Origin of the sequence: Pseudomonas sp. R5(2019) (assembly GCF_009905435.1) — a bacterium.
Classification (GTDB): Bacteria; Pseudomonadota; Gammaproteobacteria; order Pseudomonadales; family Pseudomonadaceae; genus Aquipseudomonas.
Window position 1 is genome coordinate 299265 of record NZ_JAAAMT010000001.1, and the last position, 15899, is coordinate 315163.

Sequence of the window (15899 nt, forward strand, 5' to 3'; positions counted from 1 at the left end):
TGAGGCGTGGCCATGGCAAACAAACTCTCCACCCGTTATTGGTCCGACAGTGAATGCCAGCCACGCTGGGCCGAAGCGATCGGCAGTGCCTATTTCCCTCTGTCCCTGGAGTTTGCGCCAAGCACCCGTTTCAGTGGCAGCCTGCAGATCTGGGAAACCAACAGCACGTCCCTGACCTTGTCACGCCTGCGCTCGAGCCAGCTCGGCTATTCGCGCAGCAAAGCCCAGGTCAGCGAAGACCGCGAAGCCTGCTACCTGGTCACCGTACCGCGTCGTAGCGAAGTCCATTTCGAGCAGGACGGCCGAGAACTGCATTGCCGGCCCGGCGGGTTCATCTTCGAGCGTGGCGATGCGCCCTACCGCTTTCACTATGCCTGCGACAACGACCTCTGGGTGTTCAAGCTGCCCGAGCGCGCGCTGCATGGAGAACTTCGCGGAGCCGAACGCTATACACGCTTCTGTTTCGATGCCAAGCGAGGCGTCGGCCGGATATTCGTCGACCAGTTGGCGATGTGTGCCGCACGCTTCGACGAATGCGACAATACCGCCCGCCATATGCTGCTGGAGCAGGCCCTCTCGACCTTATTGATGGCCCTGCGCAATGATGAACGGGTGCTCAACAGCGAAAGTTCGAACCTGGCCGCCTTGCATCTGCAGCGCATAGAGCACTATGTCGAGCAACAGCTGGGCAATCCCGACCTCGCCCCGCAATTGATTGCTGACGCCTGCGGCCTTTCAGTGCGTTACTTGCACAAACTCTTCGCCACCACACCCTACAGCCTCGGCGAGTGGATTCGCCTAAGGCGCCTTGAGGCCGTCAACCGAGTCCTGCACGAACCCAACTGCCACCTGTCGATTGGGGAATTGGCCATGCGCTGGGGATTCAGCGATCAGACACAGTTTGCCCGAAGCTTCCGACAGCACTTCGGCTTCACCGCCCGGGAGGCGCGCGCCGGCGCTGTTCGCTCGGCGAGTCAATCAGGATAAATGACTTACGAGAAGGTAAGCCGATCGTCAAGGCGCTGTACCGTTACCGGAATCTGCTTGCCGGCTGCGTCATAAGCCCAGGCACCGCTGATTTTTTCCGCTTTGAACGGATTGTCCTCCGCCCCATGACCGTAGATAACTTCTATGTTGCCTCGGCGCTGCTCAGTCCATAGGCCGTGCGCATGAGCCTGCCCAACTAACAGGACAGCACACACGCTTGCCAGGAGGAAAGGTTTGTGAAATTTCATGGGATACATCCTTATTATTAGAGGTTGAGAGTAAGGCTCAGGCTGACGTTGCGCGGATCGCCGGGTATGACCCAGGTGCTGTTGTAGGCGCGCTCGTAATACTTGCGGTCAAAGAGGTTGTTCAGGTTCAAACCGACCGTTATAGCGTCGCTGGCCTTGTAATGAGCGAGCAGATCGACCGTGTTGTAGGCAGGCACTTCAAAGTCGCTACCTGTCTGACCGGAGCGGTCGCCAACATAGTTGGCCGCCGCTCCGAAATCCGAACCGCGCAGGGGGCCGTTCTGAAATTCGTACACCGCCATCAGGCTGCCGCTATGGCGGGCGATGCCAAGCAGGTCGCTGCCCTCAGGTATAGATTTGTCGCCCTTGGTGACTTGCGCATCGATATAGGCATAGGCACCGATGATGCGTACGGCATCGGTCAATTGTCCACTCAATTGCATATCCAGGCCCTGACTCCGAGCCTTGCCGGCAGCGATGCTATTGCCGTTGGCATCGGTGGTCAGCACGTTCTCTTTGTCGATATGGAACAAAGCGATTGTGCCGCCGACACGACGGTCGAGCAGATCGAGTTTTAGGCCCGTTTCGTAGCCAATACCCTTCTCCGGCTTGAACACTTGGCCTTGGTTACCGATGCTGTTGGGGCGGAATGAAGTGGACGCGTTAGCGAATACACCCACCTGCGGTGTTAGCTGATAGAGCAGACCGAAACGCGGGTTGGCAACGTCCTTCTCCTGTTTGTTACTGACCCGGGTGGTGCGATTGAGCGACGTTTGTTCGAAATGCTCGAAGCGCACACCCACCAGGCCGCGCAGGCGCTCGGTAAAAACAATCTGATCTTGCAGATTAAGGGCATGACTTTCAGTGTGCTCATGAAAGTCATTGGGGTTGACGATGGCTGGCTTGGGCTGCCCATACACCGGATTGTAGATGTCCAGACCATACCCAAGAGAGGTCGCGCTCTGCGGGTATTTCTGGCTGTTACGGTAGTTCTCGTATTCCAGCCCGAACAACGTTTGGTGTTGCCAACTTCCTGTCTCGAAGGTGCCGTGCAATTCGGCCTGGGTGATGTTGTCATTCCACTCGAAACTGCGATCTCGATAGAAACGCGTCACCCTGTTACCCATCAGGCGCTGGGTTTCAGAACTCTCGCCTTTCAGCGTGCCTTGGGTGTAATGGTTCGCCAGACGCACCTTCCAGGCATCGTTCAAGTAGTGCTCAAGCGCAAGGTCCAGGGTCTGGTTGTCATTCCTGATTTCGCCGTCGTTGGGTTCGCCAAGGAACGTGGAGCGCTTCACCGATCCAAGCTCGCCATTGACGGCCGGTATACCGCGATCAAATACCGATTCAGTGCGCGAAAACTCGCTGTCAAGGAGCAAGCGTGTATCGGGGGCGAGCTGCCAGCTCAACGACGGGCTGACGATCTTCCGCTGGTTGCCGACATAGTCACGAAAGCTATTGTTGTCCTCTACTGCCAGGTTGACCCTGGACAGCAGACTGCCGTCCTCGGTGAGTGGTGTGTTGACGTCAACGCTGCTGCGGTAGCGGTCCCAACTTCCGGCGCTGGCCTTGAATTCGCTGAAAGATACCGGCTGCGGCCGTTTGCTGACAATGTTGATCATCCCACCCGGGTCACCACGGCCGTACAGACTGGCAGCCGGACCTTTGAGCACTTCGATGCGTTCTATTCCCGATGCATCCGGTGCGCTGTAGCTGCCGCGGTTTACTGCGAACCCGTTTTTATAGAGTTCGCCGGTAGTGAAGCCACGCACGCTGTAGTTGAGAAAGGTCAGGCCACCAAAGTTGTTCTGCCTGGCTACCCCGCCAGCGAAATCCAATGCTCGATCAATACGGGTAGCGTTCAGGTCTTCTAACACCTGAGCAGGCACAACGCTGATGCTTTGCGGTGTATCGCGGATGTCGGTATCGGTCTTGGTAGCTGTCGCCGAACGGGTCGCCCGATAGCCAGATACTCGGCTGTCGGCAACTTCATGAATCTGGTTGGTCGAAACTTCAATGGGTTCCAGGGTAAACGCGGTGCTCTGTTTTTCCATGGCACATGCGATTTCGCTAACCAGGCCAAATGTCAGAGCGCCAATAGAGGCGAGAGTAGTCGATTTCATTCTTCTGTCTGTTCAAGTTTTATTGTCGGCACTCACAGCACGGCACGACCTGACTATGGGTGGCCGTGAAGGAAGTCGTAGTTGAGGTGCCGAGGAAATGTTGTTGAAATCCGTCTCAGCTCAACCAGTCCAGGGTCAAGATCAAGCGGCGCATGCCCTCTGGTGGTTGTGGCGAGCGGTGGATGATTCCAGCGCCTTCGTTACCCAGCCATTTCTCACCCTTCAGCAGGGCTACATCACCAGGTCGCAACGGGTGAATCAATGCAGGGTCGTGGGGTTCGGCGGTGGGGTCACCCAACCTCGATCGGGACATACCCCCCTCGCTCAGCCACTCGCTTGCCAGGCCGGCATATGTCGTGATCAATCGGACTGGAACATGGTCAACATGAAAACGTGGGCACATGCTTCGATCCAGTGCTCGCAGCCGAACACCAACGCGCCGCACACCCAGCAGGCAGCCATAGGCACCGACCAGCCCGGAAACGTCCGCAAGGAACTGCTGATAACCGTCCAGGCTGCTGTAGGCGCGCGCAAGCTGACTCAGGTCCGGCTCGATCTCATCGTTCAGCTCAAGCATGAAGCTTTCCGATAGTGGCTCTCGGATATTCAGAAGAGTCTCAGCAAAGCATTCGATCGGATGAGACAGCGCTCTCTGCCAGACGGCTAGATTCACCTCATCGAGTAGTACCTCAGTCAAAGTAATCGGGTTCGCTCCCATTACTTGGCGGGGAAAAGAATTAAACCTAGGGGCCAACATCACGCTGTACCTCATCTAACTTGGCAAAGACGACGGACGTACTGACCCAGTCCAACGCCCTAACCTCTGCGGCGTGGGCAGTGACATCGGGCAAAGTCAGTGCATTCGTCGACGGTTTCAGGTTGAAACAAAAGATATGCTATATCATAACATTGTATTTCAACATCATTTTTCTGGGTGGATATCCTCAAGGACGAACTGCCCAAGCTGGTTGCCAAGCACGGAGTCATTGCCGATGACGTGCGCCATTGGGGCTAGAACTGAGAGATTCCGGCGTTCGCTTGCGACTCTGCCCTGCACAATTTGTAGCTTAAAGATGTTTTTTGACAGTCGACAATACCCGCATTCGCGGGCATTTTTATTGAACATATTTTCAATAAAGTGATCATCAGCTATTGAATGAATTTTTAGTATGATCTAGCATCGCCGCAGCCTGAAAAGAACAAGATGAGGTGTTGCGTGCCGCAGATCAAAGACCATGCCTACTGGCTTGAGAGAAGTGAAAAATTGCAGATCGAGGGCCGGGCGTTTATAGACGGTGCCTACGTCGATGCCTGCAACGGGGCGACGTTCTGGTCGCAAAGCCCGATCGATGGCAAGCCATTGGCTGCCGTCGCCTTGTGTACCGAGGCCGATGTCGACCTCGCCGTAGCCGCTGCCCGGCGCAGTTTCGATGCTGGCGTCTGGGCGGAAAAATCCGCCAGGGATCGTAAGGCGGTATTGTTGAGGTGGGCTGCATTGCTTCAGGCACACGCAGAGGAACTGGCGTTGCTCGAAAGTCTCGACAGCGGCAAGCCGATAGGCGACACCACCGGCGGTGATCTTCCTGGCACGATTTATTGCCTGCAATGGTTTGCCGAGCTGGTGGACAAGGTTCACGGCGAAGTCCCGGCAACCGATCCGCAATTCTTCGGCACTGTCACCCATCAGGCCTTGGGCGTCGTTGCAGCGGTGGTGCCCTGGAATTACCCGCTGTTGATGGCCGCGTGGAAGTTCGCTCCGGCATTGGCCGCTGGCAACAGTGTCGTACTCAAGCCTTCCGAAAAGTCCCCTCTCAGTGCGTTGCGCATTGCCGGGCTGGCACTGCAAGCCGGGATTCCAGCGGGCGTGTTCAACGTCGTTGCCGGCGACGGTGTCGCGGGCCGGGCATTGAGCTTGCATCCGGACGTCGACTGCATCGCCTTCACAGGCTCCGGCAAGGTCGGCCGCGAGATTGCGAAAAATGCCGCTGCCTCGAACCTCAAGCGCGTCTGGCTGGAGCTGGGCGGCAAGTCGGCCAACATCGTCATGGCCGACTGCGCGGACATCGCTCAGGCAGCACGTTCAGCGGCGGCGGCGATTTTTTCCAACATGGGCCAGGTCTGTAGTGCCGGTTCGCGACTGCTGGTGCAACGTTCGATTGCCACGGCACTGCTCGGCGAGTTGCTGGAAGCCAGCAAAGGCTATCGACCGGGCCACCCACTGGACCCACAAACCGTCACCGGCGCAATCATCGACAACGCCCAGTTGGACCGGGTTTGCAGCTACATCGAGATCGGCAAGCAGCAAGCGCAACTCTTGAGCGGTGGCAATCGGTTGTCGCTGGTCGACGCAGGCGCTTACCTGGAGCCGACGATTTTTCTCGCCGAGGATGCTTCGGTGCCCATCGCTAACGAAGAGATTTTCGGCCCTGTGCTGGTGGTCATCCTGTTTGACACGCTGGATGAGGCGATCGCCATCGCCAATCAGACGGAATATGGCCTGGCGGCTGCGGTCTGGTCGTCCGACATCAACACCATTCGTACCGCCACGCGCAAACTCAAGGCCGGGACGGTATGGGTCAATTGCTACGACGAACTGGTGGATATGAATTTCCCGTTTGGCGGCTTCAAGGAATCGGGAAATGGTCGGGACAATTCTGCTCATGCCCTGAGCAAATACACCGAGTTGAAATCAACCATCATTCGTTGCAGTTAAGGTGAGCTTCGTGGAAAACAATCTGTCAGCCTTGAACTATCAAAAATGGACCGTGCCCGTGCCGATGGAATATGGGCCTGGCGTACGCAACAAACTGGTCGAACTGTGCCAGGCGTTGAACATCTCCCGGCCGATGATCATCACCGACCAAGGTTCGCTCAACCTGCCGTTCGTGGGCCAGATGCAACAGGCGTTGACCGCAGCCGGCCTTGAATGCGGCCTGTTTGGTGGCATTGAACCCAACCCCACCGATGCGTCGGTCCTGGCCGGTGCATCGGCTTATCAAGCGTGGGATGCCGATGGCATTATCGCACTGGGTGGCGGCAGCGGTCTGGACGGGGGCAAGGCGGTTGCGTTGATTGCTCGACAGCAACGTTGCGGGCTGTGGGAGTTCGATTTCGACCGCCCTGTACCTGCTGGTTTCAGCGCGGCGGACTTCCCGCCGGTGATCACCATTCCAACCACCGCCGGCACCGGTGCCGAAACCGAAAGCACCGCCATGCTCACGGATTCGAAGCGGGGCATCAAGGGCTGTGTCTGGCACCCAAAGGCACGGCCTGCAGCGGTCATCCTCGATCCTGAACTGACGCAGAGCCTGCCGGCCAACCTGACGGCATGGACCGGTTGCGATGCCATCATTCATGCGCTGGAAGCTTACTTCGTACCCAGCTTCAACCCGCTCAGCGATGGTGCGGCGTTGCAGGCGCTGAGCCTGCTCTGGAGCTCCATCGATACCGCCGTCAACAACGGCCAGGATCTGGAAGCACGGGGCAAGATGCTGATCGGCTCATGCCTGGCCGGTGTCGCCTTTCTCAAGGGTCTGGGGCTTGTGCATGCGCTGAGTCACATGGTCGGTGCGACCTACAATACCCACCACGGGCTGACCAACGCGGTCATTCTGCCAGTGGTACTGCGCTTCAACGAGCAGGACATCAGCCCTCGCCTCAAACCTGTGGCTCAGGCGCTCGACTTGCCGGATGCGAGTTTCGAGACGTTCTACAACGCCGTGTGCGCGAAACTCGACAGCCTGAATATCCCCAAGTCCTTGTCCATTCTGGGCGTCAAACATGCAGACGTTACCGAGGTGGCAAGGAAGTCATTGGGTGATCCCGCCCGTTTGACCAACCCCAGGGACAGCTCGCTCGAGCAACTCCAGACGTTGCTCAAACAAGCCATCGATCAGGCCCGGCATTAATCCCGCCTGCCGCTATTGAACACCGTGCCGTGCTGCCAAAACCAATAAAAAAGGTGCAAATGTCTATGTCATCTTCCAGCGAAACTGCGTCCAAAGGACGTCTGAATCTCGAAACACGCTCCATTGATTATGTGCCGCTCGCCGAGCGGCATGGCAAAGCCTGGCACTTATGGCCGATCTGGTTCTGCGGCGAAGCACACCTGACGACGCTGGCGGTCGGGATCATCGGCGTCGGCATGGGGGCCAACCTGTTCTGGTCGGCCATTGCGATCTTCCTGGGGTGCGCATTCGGTACCCTGTTCATGGCCGGCCACTCGACGCAGGGCCCGCAAATGGGGCTGCCTCAGCTTATCCAGTCCCGACCGCAGTTTGGTTACCTGGGCGCGTTGCTGGTGTACGTGGTGGCGATCGCCACTTACGTCGGCTACAACGCATTCAACCAATTGCTGGTCGGGCAGACCCTGCATGAGTTGTTCAATGCCCCCGAAGAAGGTTCGGCCATTGCCTTCTCATTGCTGGCGATCATCATGGCGATTGCCGGTTACAACACCTTCCACAAGGTTCAACGGGCGTTGGCGTTCATATTGATAGCCGTGATGCTGGTGTTCACCGTAGGGCTGTTCTTCTTCGTGAAGCTCCCTGCGGATCAATTGAGCGTTTCCGGTTTCAAGGCAACGCCGTTCCTTGCGCAGTTCTTCGTTGCGGCGGCTTATCAGTTGAGCTGGGCAATTTATGTGTCCGACTACTCGCGGTACTTGCCCGCCAATGTCAGCGTGCGCTCTTCGTTCTGGTGGACCTACATGGGCGCCATGATCGGCGGCGTATGGATGATGCTGATCGGTGCGCTGGCGGCTGCGTTGAGCCCGGGGCAGAACCTCGCCAAAGGCTTGGTGATGCTTGGCAACATGCTCTTCAGCGGGTTCGGTGAGTTACTGTTGATCCTCGCTGTACTCAGCCTGGTGACCAGTGCCGCGCAGAATTTCTATGGTGCCTCCATCACGCTGTTGAGCATCGCCGATACGGTGAAAACGCAGAAGTCGACCTTGCTCAAGCGCATCATTTCGATGGGTGTTGTCGGCGGTACGGCCATCCTCATCGCCATGACGGCCTCGGACAACTTCGTCAAGGATTTTGGCGACTTCCTGGCGATCCTGCTTTACCTGTTCACCCCGTGGACGGCGATCAATCTGGTCGACTTCTATAAAGTTCGTCACGGCAAATTTTCCATCACAGAGATCTTCAAGCCCAACGGCATCTACGGGAAATGGAACTGGCGAGGCATTGGCGCCTACGTGGCGGGTTTCGTGGCGATGCTGCCGTTCTCCAACACCGGGATTTACACCGGCTACATCACAGCGAAGCTCGACGGTGCGGATGTCAGCATGCTGGTCGGTCTGGCAGTGTCGGCGGTGGTCTACTGGTGGCTGTGCCGCTCGCAGAATATCCATGAAGAGTTGTCGCGGATCGACGGCCTGGACAAAGGTCTGGAAAGCGGTATTTAAGCAGCACTCACCGCCTGCAACGGGCGGTGAGTTCCTTCACGGATTCGCCCCCCCTGGTTCGCGCTCATTTGCCCTTGCTGGCTGCCCGATTCGGCCGCCGAAGTATTTCCTGCGCCTGACGCCTCGAAAAGTTGCTAAATTGGCGCGTCGTTCACTGTGCCAGCCTGTCTTTCAGGCCTGACGGCGGACAAGGATTTGATTTAGGGCAGCTCGATGAGTAGCGAAACCAGTGTGTCTGAAGTAAAGAAACGCCGAACGCGAATAGACCCCGAGACGCGCCGCAAGGCTATTGTCGAAGCCACAATGCGCTGCATCACCCGGTTCGGTCATTCCGGAAGCACCATTGAACGCATCTGTGCCGAGGCTGGCATTTCGATTGGGTTGATCGGTCATCACTTTTCCGGCAAGGAAGAGTTGATGCTGTCCACCTATCAGGAGTTGACCAATCAACTGCGTGAAGAAACCCGCAAGTACATGGGGGTTCGAGGCGGTTCAGCTGAGGATCGCCTACTGGCAATTATTCGCTCCTCGTTCAGGGGCAAGATCTTCAACGAATTCATCTTGACTACCTGGCTGGGCTTCTGGGGCGCCGCGGTTTCGTCCGAACAGCTGCGCGCGCTGAACAAAAAGCTCTACAGCGATTATCGCAAGGAGCTGGAGTCAGTATTCCGCGAGATCGCCGCCGAGCAGGGGATCGAGATCGATGCAAAGGCCGGGGCGTTGACCATTACTGCCCTCATCGACGGCTTCTGGTTGGAGTGGGCGCTCGATCACAAAGCCTTCAGCGCCAAAAAAGCGGAAAAGTGCTGCGTTATGACGGCTCAGTTATTGATCAAAAGTTCGCAATTGCTGGGTTGAGAGAGTGCCGGGCAGAGGGATCACTGCCAGAGCCCCCATGCTCTGGATTGCACCGACGAAGGCTTCAGAGTCGTAACCTTTGTCCCCGTGCCCACTCATTATGCGCAGCACCGATCGGCAAGCAGTAGACCCTATAGCGCAATCCCGCCACTCACCGGCGCGTAATCACGCTGATTACAAAAACTGCATTCTTGCAATCGGGAGAATCCCTGCTTAACTCTGAACCTCGGGTCAATCAGTGACCAATTGGTCATGGCAACCATCCAGGCGGCCCTTGCGCTGCTGTTGCTGGGTTAACCGAGGGAATTCCAGGTTTTGGCAGACGAAAAACATCTGATCTCTGCTTGTAACTTATTGAAAACAACACGTTATCCATTTCTTGGTACTCAGCTGTCAGGTCCAGGTGTTCTGCTTTCCGCGATATAACCCTGCGGACAGGCACTCCAGCTGCCCCCCACATCTGAATATATTCAAAGAAGATAATGATATGGAACCAAAAATCGCCATCGTCGAGATTGACCGCCAGTACAAGGTCTATACCGAACACTATCGCAATGCCAGCGCGGACAAGACCATCATTCTGGTCAACGGCTCGCTGGCAACCACCGCATCCTTCGCCCAGACGGTGCGTTATTTGCGGCCATGCTTCAATGTGGTTCTCTACGACCAACCCTACGCCGGCCAATCAAAACGGCACAATCGCCACGGCCAGCCAATCCGCAAGGAGGATGAGGCTGAGATACTGCTGGAGTTGATCGAACACTTCTCTGTCGACCATGTGCTGTCTTTTTCCTGGGGCGGCGCAGCAACGTTGCTGGCATTGGCCCAGCGGCCGCAAAGAATCGAGAAGGCCGTGATCTCTTCATTCTCGGCGCGGATCAATACGCCTATGCGCGATTACCTGGAGAGCGGCCTGGCCCTCCTTCAGGCCTGCGACCGTAACAATGTCGGTTGTTGGATCAATACCACCATTGGCAAGCACCTTCCATCGCTGTTCAAGCGGTTTAACCACCGCCATGTCAGCAGCCTGGCCGAGCACGAATACAGGCAGATGCATTTCCACGTTAATGAGGTGCTGGCCCGGGACGCCGAGTGCTATCTCGCCTGCGCCAACGCCATCGAGGTACCGCTGTTGTTCGTCAATGGCGAATGGGATGAATATACCTCGGCGCAAGACGCCCGGCTTTTTGCCGAGCATGCCCGCCAGTCTGAGTTCCACACCGTCAAGAGGGCCGGGCACTTCCTCGATATGGAGCACCAGGCGGCCTGGCACGACACTCAACAAGCCTTGCTCGGCTTCCTGCAGCCGACGCATCACCGCGCAGCCGACGTTACCCATAAACCACTGAGCAGCCCAATCTCACGGCGGCTGCAGTCTTAGCTGTGCTGGGCAGATGCCTTAAGTAGGCGCTCGAGTTCGTGCACGCGTGACTCCAGTGCCAGGCGACTGGTGCGGCTAGTCGTCACATCGTCGATCACGCTGATCAGATACTCCGGCGTGCCATCCTGCGAGTTACGCTGCAGGGAGGTTTTCACGTTGGCCCAGATGATATGGCCATCCTTGCAGCGCAAGCGTTTTTCCAGCGCATACATGCTGATCTCGCCTGCCAGCAACTGGTGCAGTTGCTTCAGGTTGTCGTCCAGGTCGTCGGGGTGCGTGAGATCCTGAAAGGTCAGTTCACTCAGCTCTTGTTCGCTGTAACCGAGCAATTCGCAGAGCCTGTTGTTGACCCGTAGCCAGCGACCGTCCAGGCCGATGTAGGCCATGGCGCCACAGGCCAGATCGAAAATCGCCCGAAAGCGTTCCTCGCTTTTTCGCAAAGCTTCTTCAGCGATTTTGCGTGCGGTGGTGTCCATGCTGATGCCGACCATCTTCACCGAACGGCCAGCGCTGTCGGGCAAGGGCGATGCGCGCGAGGAAATCCAGCGCATTTCGCCATCAGGACGGAAGATCCGAAAATCGAATTCATAGGATTTGCAATTGGCAATGCAGTCGCGATACATCGCTTTCATGGCCGCTGCATCCTCGGCAGGCAAGTGCGGCCAGAAGTCGTCGTTGCTACGAACCTGCCAGCCGTAGACGGCCTCGACGTTCTCCGAGTAGATGACCTCATCGGTGATCAGATTCCACTGCCACGTAACGATGCCGGCGCTTTCCTGCGCCAGCTTCATGCGCGCTTCGCTTTCCATTATCTCGGCGGTGTATTTTCGCCGCACGTCGGTCATTGGCAGCTCAGCCACGGTGGAGCCTTGCAGATCAGCCTGGGCCTGTTCGCCATAGCGCAGCCAGATCCAGTTGACCTTGAGAAAGTCGGCGAGCTTGCGCAGATTGTCGTAGTCGATCTCGCCTCCACGGGTCCACTTGTGCACCGCTGTGCGGGAGATGCCAAGGGCTGTGCCCACCGCTTGCAATGTCAGCTTGTGGTGTTCGAGTAGTTCCTTCAGTCGAAAGGCGAAGCTGTTTTCAGTCATGGCATTCCCGTGATCGCTAGAGACGCGTGTGGCGAGCACAGTATACACAGACGTCTCTATCGATCCCCATTCACGGTGAATGGACCTGCAGCGAACTCAGAGGTCGAGCACCAAGCGATCGGACCTGGCGCGCGAGACGCAGAGCATCATGGTCTGCTGGGCCACTTTTTCCTCATCGCTCAGGTACTGGTCGAAGTGTTCGGCTTCGCCTTCCAGGATGCGCGTCTCGCAGGTGCCACAGACGCCTTCACGGCACAGGCATTCAATTTGAGCGGCATTGGCCTTTTCGATCGCCTGGAGGATGCTCATGCCCTCCTCTACCTTCAACTCTGTGCCCGATTTGGCCAGCACTACAGTAAAGGCGCCGCCTGTGGCGGGCGCGGCAGCGAACTGCTCCCAATGTACGCGTTGGTCGGCCACACCCAGCTGTTTGGCTGTGGAGATGACTGCGTCGATCAACGGTTTCGGCCCACACACATAGACATGCGCATCGCTTTGCAGGTCGGCAAGCAGCGCTGCCAGATTCAGGGATTGGCCCAGGCTATCGATATAGAACCGCGAATGAGCGCCATGGACGCCAGTGCTGATCTCCTCCTGGAAGGCGCCATGCTCCGGGCTACGGAAGGCGTAGTGCAGCTCGTAGTCGGCGCCGTCCTGATGCAGTTCATAGAGCTGCGCAAGGAAAGGGGTAATGCCGATACCGCCAGCGATCAGTACGTGCTTGCGAGCACTCTGGTCGATGGCGAACAGATTGTTCGGGGTGGAGATCATCAGCTCGGTGCCGACCTCTACCTGCTCGTGCATGAATGCCGAGCCACCTTTGGACTGTTCTTCCAGGCGCACGCCGATCTGGTAGCTGGCAGTGGCCTGTGGGTCGCTCATCAACGAATAGGCATTGCTGTGCTGACGTCCGTCGGCGTTTTTCATCTGCACGATAATGTGGCTGCCGCCGGTAAAGCCTGGCAGCAACTCGCCGTCCTGGCGCACCAGTGTAAAACGCTTGATCAGGGGCGTTACCTGTTCGACCCCGGTCACACGGGCGGCAATCATTTCGTATTTGTTGGCCATCGCTAACCTCTGCTGCGGCAATGAGCGGCACTGGGTGCCGCTTGAGTTGGAACGCTGTGTGGGATTCTTTCAGACCGCCAGGCACAGGTATTTCAGTTGCAGGTAATCTTCGATACCGTACTTCGACCCTTCACGGCCGAGCCCGGACTGCTTGACCCCACCGAACGGCGCAACCTCGTTGGAAATCAGCCCGGTATTGATGCCGACCATGCCGTATTCCAGATGCTCGGCAATGTTCCACACGTGGGCAATATCGCGGCTGTAGAAGTAGGCAGCCAAGCCATAGAGGGTGTCATTGGCAAGACGCAGAACTTCGGCATCGGTGGAGAAACGCACCAAGGGAGCGATTGGCCCGAAAATCTCCTCTTCGAGCAGCAAAGTCCCCGGTTTGATGTCACTCAACACGGTAGGCTCGAAGAAGTTTTCGCCCAGTGCATGTACCTGGCCACCGACCAGCACACTAGCGCCTCTTGCGACGGCGTCGTCGATCAGCGCACGAACTTTTTCCACCGCCTTGGCAGTGATCAGAGGGCCGACCTGGGTACCGCTTTCGTTGCCGTACCCGACCTTCAGCTCGGCCACTTTGGCGGCGAACTTGCTCGCGAACTCGGTGTACACCGCGTCGTGCACGTAGAAACGGTTCACGCACACGCAGGTTTGCCCGGCATTGCGATACTTGGCGGCTATCGCACCGTCAACGGCAGCGTCCACATCGGCATCGGCAAAGACGATGAAAGGCGCATTACCCCCCAGCTCGAGGGAGACCTTCTTTATGGTCTCGGCGCATTGGCTCATCAATAGCCGCCCGACCGGAGTGGAACCGGTGAAGCTGAGCTTGCGCACCAGCGGGTGACCGGTCAGCTGCGCACCAATGGCCTTGGCGTCGCCGGTGACGATGCTCAGCACCCCGGCCGGAACGCCGGCGCGTTGCGCCAGTTCAGCCAGCGCCAACGCCGAGAACGGCGTTTCGTTGGCAGGCTTGACCACAATGGTGCAGCCTGCCGCCAAGGCTGGGGCAACCTTGCGCGTAATCATTGCTGCCGGGAAATTCCACGGCGTAATAGCGGCACAGACACCAATGCCCTGCTTGATGACCAGCAGGCGCTTGTCTGCCGAAGGTGATGGAATCACGTCGCCGTAAACGCGCTTGCCTTCCTCTGCAAACCATTCGATGAAGGACGCGGCATAACGGATTTCACCCACAGCCTCGTGCAGGGGCTTGCCCTGCTCCAGGGTCATCAAACGCGCCAGGTCGTCTTCATGCTCAAGGATCAATTCGAACCAGCGACGCAGGATGTGCGCACGCTCTTTTGCAGTACGCGCACGCCAGGCCGGTAGCGCTGCATCGGCGGCTTCGATGGCGCGGGCCGCCTCGGTGGCGCCCATCAGCGGTACGCTGCCGATGAACTGGCCCTGGGCCGGGTCAGTCACCTCGACCGTCGCGAGGCTGTCGGCATCATGCCAGGCACCAGCAATGAATGCCTGCTGGCGAAACAGTTGGGGATCTTTCAGTTGCACGCAGGAAACTCCTCTTGTTCTGTTTGCAAGCCGCCGGGGCTTGTCGCACCGGCGGCTGTCTTTCTCAGTTATCCAGGTGTGCCACAGCGATCAGGTTGTGGAAGTTGGCGATGCCGTGCTCGCTCATGCCGCTGCGTTGCTTGTCGGCCATGATCCGGCCCTGGCCACGGTAGCCACGGGACTTCAAGCCGCGCTGCACACTTTCCACCAGACGCAGGTCTTCTGGACGGAACACGTCGCGGTACCACTCGATCAGCGACTGTTGTTCCGGAGTGATTTCCTTGTTGAGGAAGTAAATGTCGTAGTGCTGCAGCGTGACCTCGGCACTGACCGGGAACTCATAGATCACAGTCATGAAGTTGCCACCGGGTGGCGCATTGAACATGGTGCACGGCCACGCCCAGAAGCCGCTGAAGCTCGGGTTTTTCACCGACTCGTCGAACTTGAAGGACTTCTCCGAAGGCTTGGCGTGGCCGAACTGAAGCGACCAGTTGCCATGCAGGGTGTGCCAGTATTCGTCGACGCTGACCGAATCGGCGAAGCCTGGATGGGCTGGCGCGCAGTGGTAGCACTCCAGGTAGTTGTCGACGATCGATTTCCAGTTGGCCGGGGTGTCAGTGACGAAACGCGCAGCCAGGTGCAGGTCATCGACAACCGGGCAGGCTTCGCGCAGGCGCGCCTCGAAGCCCGGCAGTTGTGTTTCGACCGGCTCGGCATCGGCATTCATGTTGATGAAGACGAAGCCGGCATACTCCTCGACCCGCAAGGACACCAGGCTGGAGTTTTCCTTGTCGAAGTTCATCACGTTGTCGCAGTTGCGAGCGTGGGCCAGCTCACCGTCGAGTTTGAAGGTCCAGGCGTGATACGGGCAGGTGATCACGTTCTTGGCCTTGCCGTCGCCGCTCAGCAGTTGATGGCCACGGTGCGGGCAGACGTTGTAGAAGGCGCGCAGCACGCTGTCGCGGCCACGGACAACAATGATGCTCTCGCCGATCACTTCACGGGTGATGTAGTCATTGTTGTTGGCGACTTCACTACGGTGACCGACGCAGATCCAGCTGTTGGCGAAGATCTTTTCCTGCTCGAACTCGAAGACGTTCTTGCTGGTGTAGTAGGAAGCCGGAATGGTATAGGCCTCATCAGCGTTGGCGCAGAAGTCGGCGGGCAGCTTTGGAAAGTCGTTCATCTTGTTTCTCTTCAGGCAATTTGGAGGTC

Annotated in this window: 12 protein-coding genes and 1 pseudogene; 6 read left to right on the top strand and 7 right to left on the bottom strand. The window is 57.7% G+C overall.

Annotated features, from left to right (window positions below; translation table 11 throughout):
- Positions 1 to 12: 12 nt before the first annotated feature.
- Entirely contained in the window at positions 13 to 987 is a 975-nt protein-coding gene (locus GUY40_RS01275; RefSeq protein ID WP_166567116.1) for a helix-turn-helix domain-containing protein, read from the top strand.
- A 23-nt stretch (positions 988 to 1010) separates the two neighbouring features.
- Here the strand turns inward: GUY40_RS01275 and GUY40_RS01280 are convergent.
- From GUY40_RS01280 to GUY40_RS01290, 3 genes and pseudogenes are all read right to left on the bottom strand, one after another.
- Positions 1011 to 1235, bottom strand: a pseudogene (locus GUY40_RS01280) (DUF4198 domain-containing protein); the annotation flags it as partial.
- 17 nt (positions 1236 to 1252) lie between these two features.
- Complete coding sequence (locus tag GUY40_RS01285) at positions 1253 to 3358, bottom strand: TonB-dependent siderophore receptor (protein ID WP_178117619.1); 2106 nt, start codon at positions 3356 to 3358, stop codon at positions 1253 to 1255.
- A gap of 115 nt (positions 3359 to 3473) precedes the next feature.
- Positions 3474 to 4115 carry a DUF1826 domain-containing protein gene (locus GUY40_RS01290; protein ID WP_166567188.1) on the bottom strand — a complete coding sequence of 214 codons (642 nt, stop codon included), beginning with the start codon at positions 4113 to 4115 and terminating at the stop codon, positions 3474 to 3476.
- 447 nt (positions 4116 to 4562) lie between these two features.
- Here GUY40_RS01290 and GUY40_RS01295 point away from each other — a divergent pair, with 447 nt between their 5' ends.
- From GUY40_RS01295 to GUY40_RS01315, 5 genes are all read left to right on the top strand, one after another.
- Positions 4563 to 6071, top strand: a complete 1509-nt coding sequence (locus GUY40_RS01295; RefSeq protein ID WP_166567118.1) for an aldehyde dehydrogenase family protein — start codon at positions 4563 to 4565, stop codon at positions 6069 to 6071.
- A gap of 10 nt (positions 6072 to 6081) precedes the next feature.
- Positions 6082 to 7266: an iron-containing alcohol dehydrogenase gene (locus GUY40_RS01300; RefSeq protein WP_166567119.1), complete on the top strand. Its 1185-nt coding sequence runs from the start codon at positions 6082 to 6084 to the stop codon at positions 7264 to 7266.
- A 65-nt stretch (positions 7267 to 7331) separates the two neighbouring features.
- Entirely contained in the window at positions 7332 to 8768 is a 1437-nt protein-coding gene (locus GUY40_RS01305) for a cytosine permease (protein ID WP_166567120.1), read from the top strand.
- A 213-nt stretch (positions 8769 to 8981) separates the two neighbouring features.
- Positions 8982 to 9626 (top strand): transcriptional regulator BetI, encoded by a 645-nt coding sequence (gene betI / locus GUY40_RS01310; RefSeq protein WP_166567121.1) that lies wholly within the window; start codon positions 8982 to 8984, stop codon positions 9624 to 9626.
- 487 nt (positions 9627 to 10113) lie between these two features.
- The gene (locus GUY40_RS01315; RefSeq protein WP_166567122.1) at positions 10114 to 11007 is read left to right on the top strand and encodes an alpha/beta fold hydrolase; all 894 of its coding nucleotides are present in this window, start codon (positions 10114 to 10116) and stop codon (positions 11005 to 11007) included.
- On the opposite strand, the gene GUY40_RS01320 is transcribed toward GUY40_RS01315, so the two are convergent.
- The 4 genes from GUY40_RS01320 to GUY40_RS01335 form a co-directional block, all read right to left on the bottom strand.
- Positions 11004 to 12098, bottom strand: a complete 1095-nt coding sequence (locus GUY40_RS01320) for a PAS domain S-box protein (protein WP_166567123.1) — start codon at positions 12096 to 12098, stop codon at positions 11004 to 11006. The two genes, GUY40_RS01315 and GUY40_RS01320, sit on opposite strands and share 4 nt — an antisense overlap.
- A 96-nt stretch (positions 12099 to 12194) precedes the next feature.
- Complete coding sequence (locus tag GUY40_RS01325; RefSeq protein WP_166567124.1) at positions 12195 to 13166, bottom strand: PDR/VanB family oxidoreductase; 972 nt, start codon at positions 13164 to 13166, stop codon at positions 12195 to 12197.
- Positions 13167 to 13235: 69 nt separating this feature from the next.
- A complete protein-coding gene (locus GUY40_RS01330) occupies positions 13236 to 14684 on the bottom strand; it encodes an NAD-dependent succinate-semialdehyde dehydrogenase (RefSeq protein WP_166567125.1) in 1449 nt (482 codons plus the stop codon).
- Between the two features lie 64 nt (positions 14685 to 14748).
- The gene (locus GUY40_RS01335) at positions 14749 to 15870 is read right to left on the bottom strand and encodes an aromatic ring-hydroxylating dioxygenase subunit alpha (protein WP_166567126.1); all 1122 of its coding nucleotides are present in this window, start codon (positions 15868 to 15870) and stop codon (positions 14749 to 14751) included.
- Between the last annotated feature and the right edge of the window lie 29 nt (positions 15871 to 15899).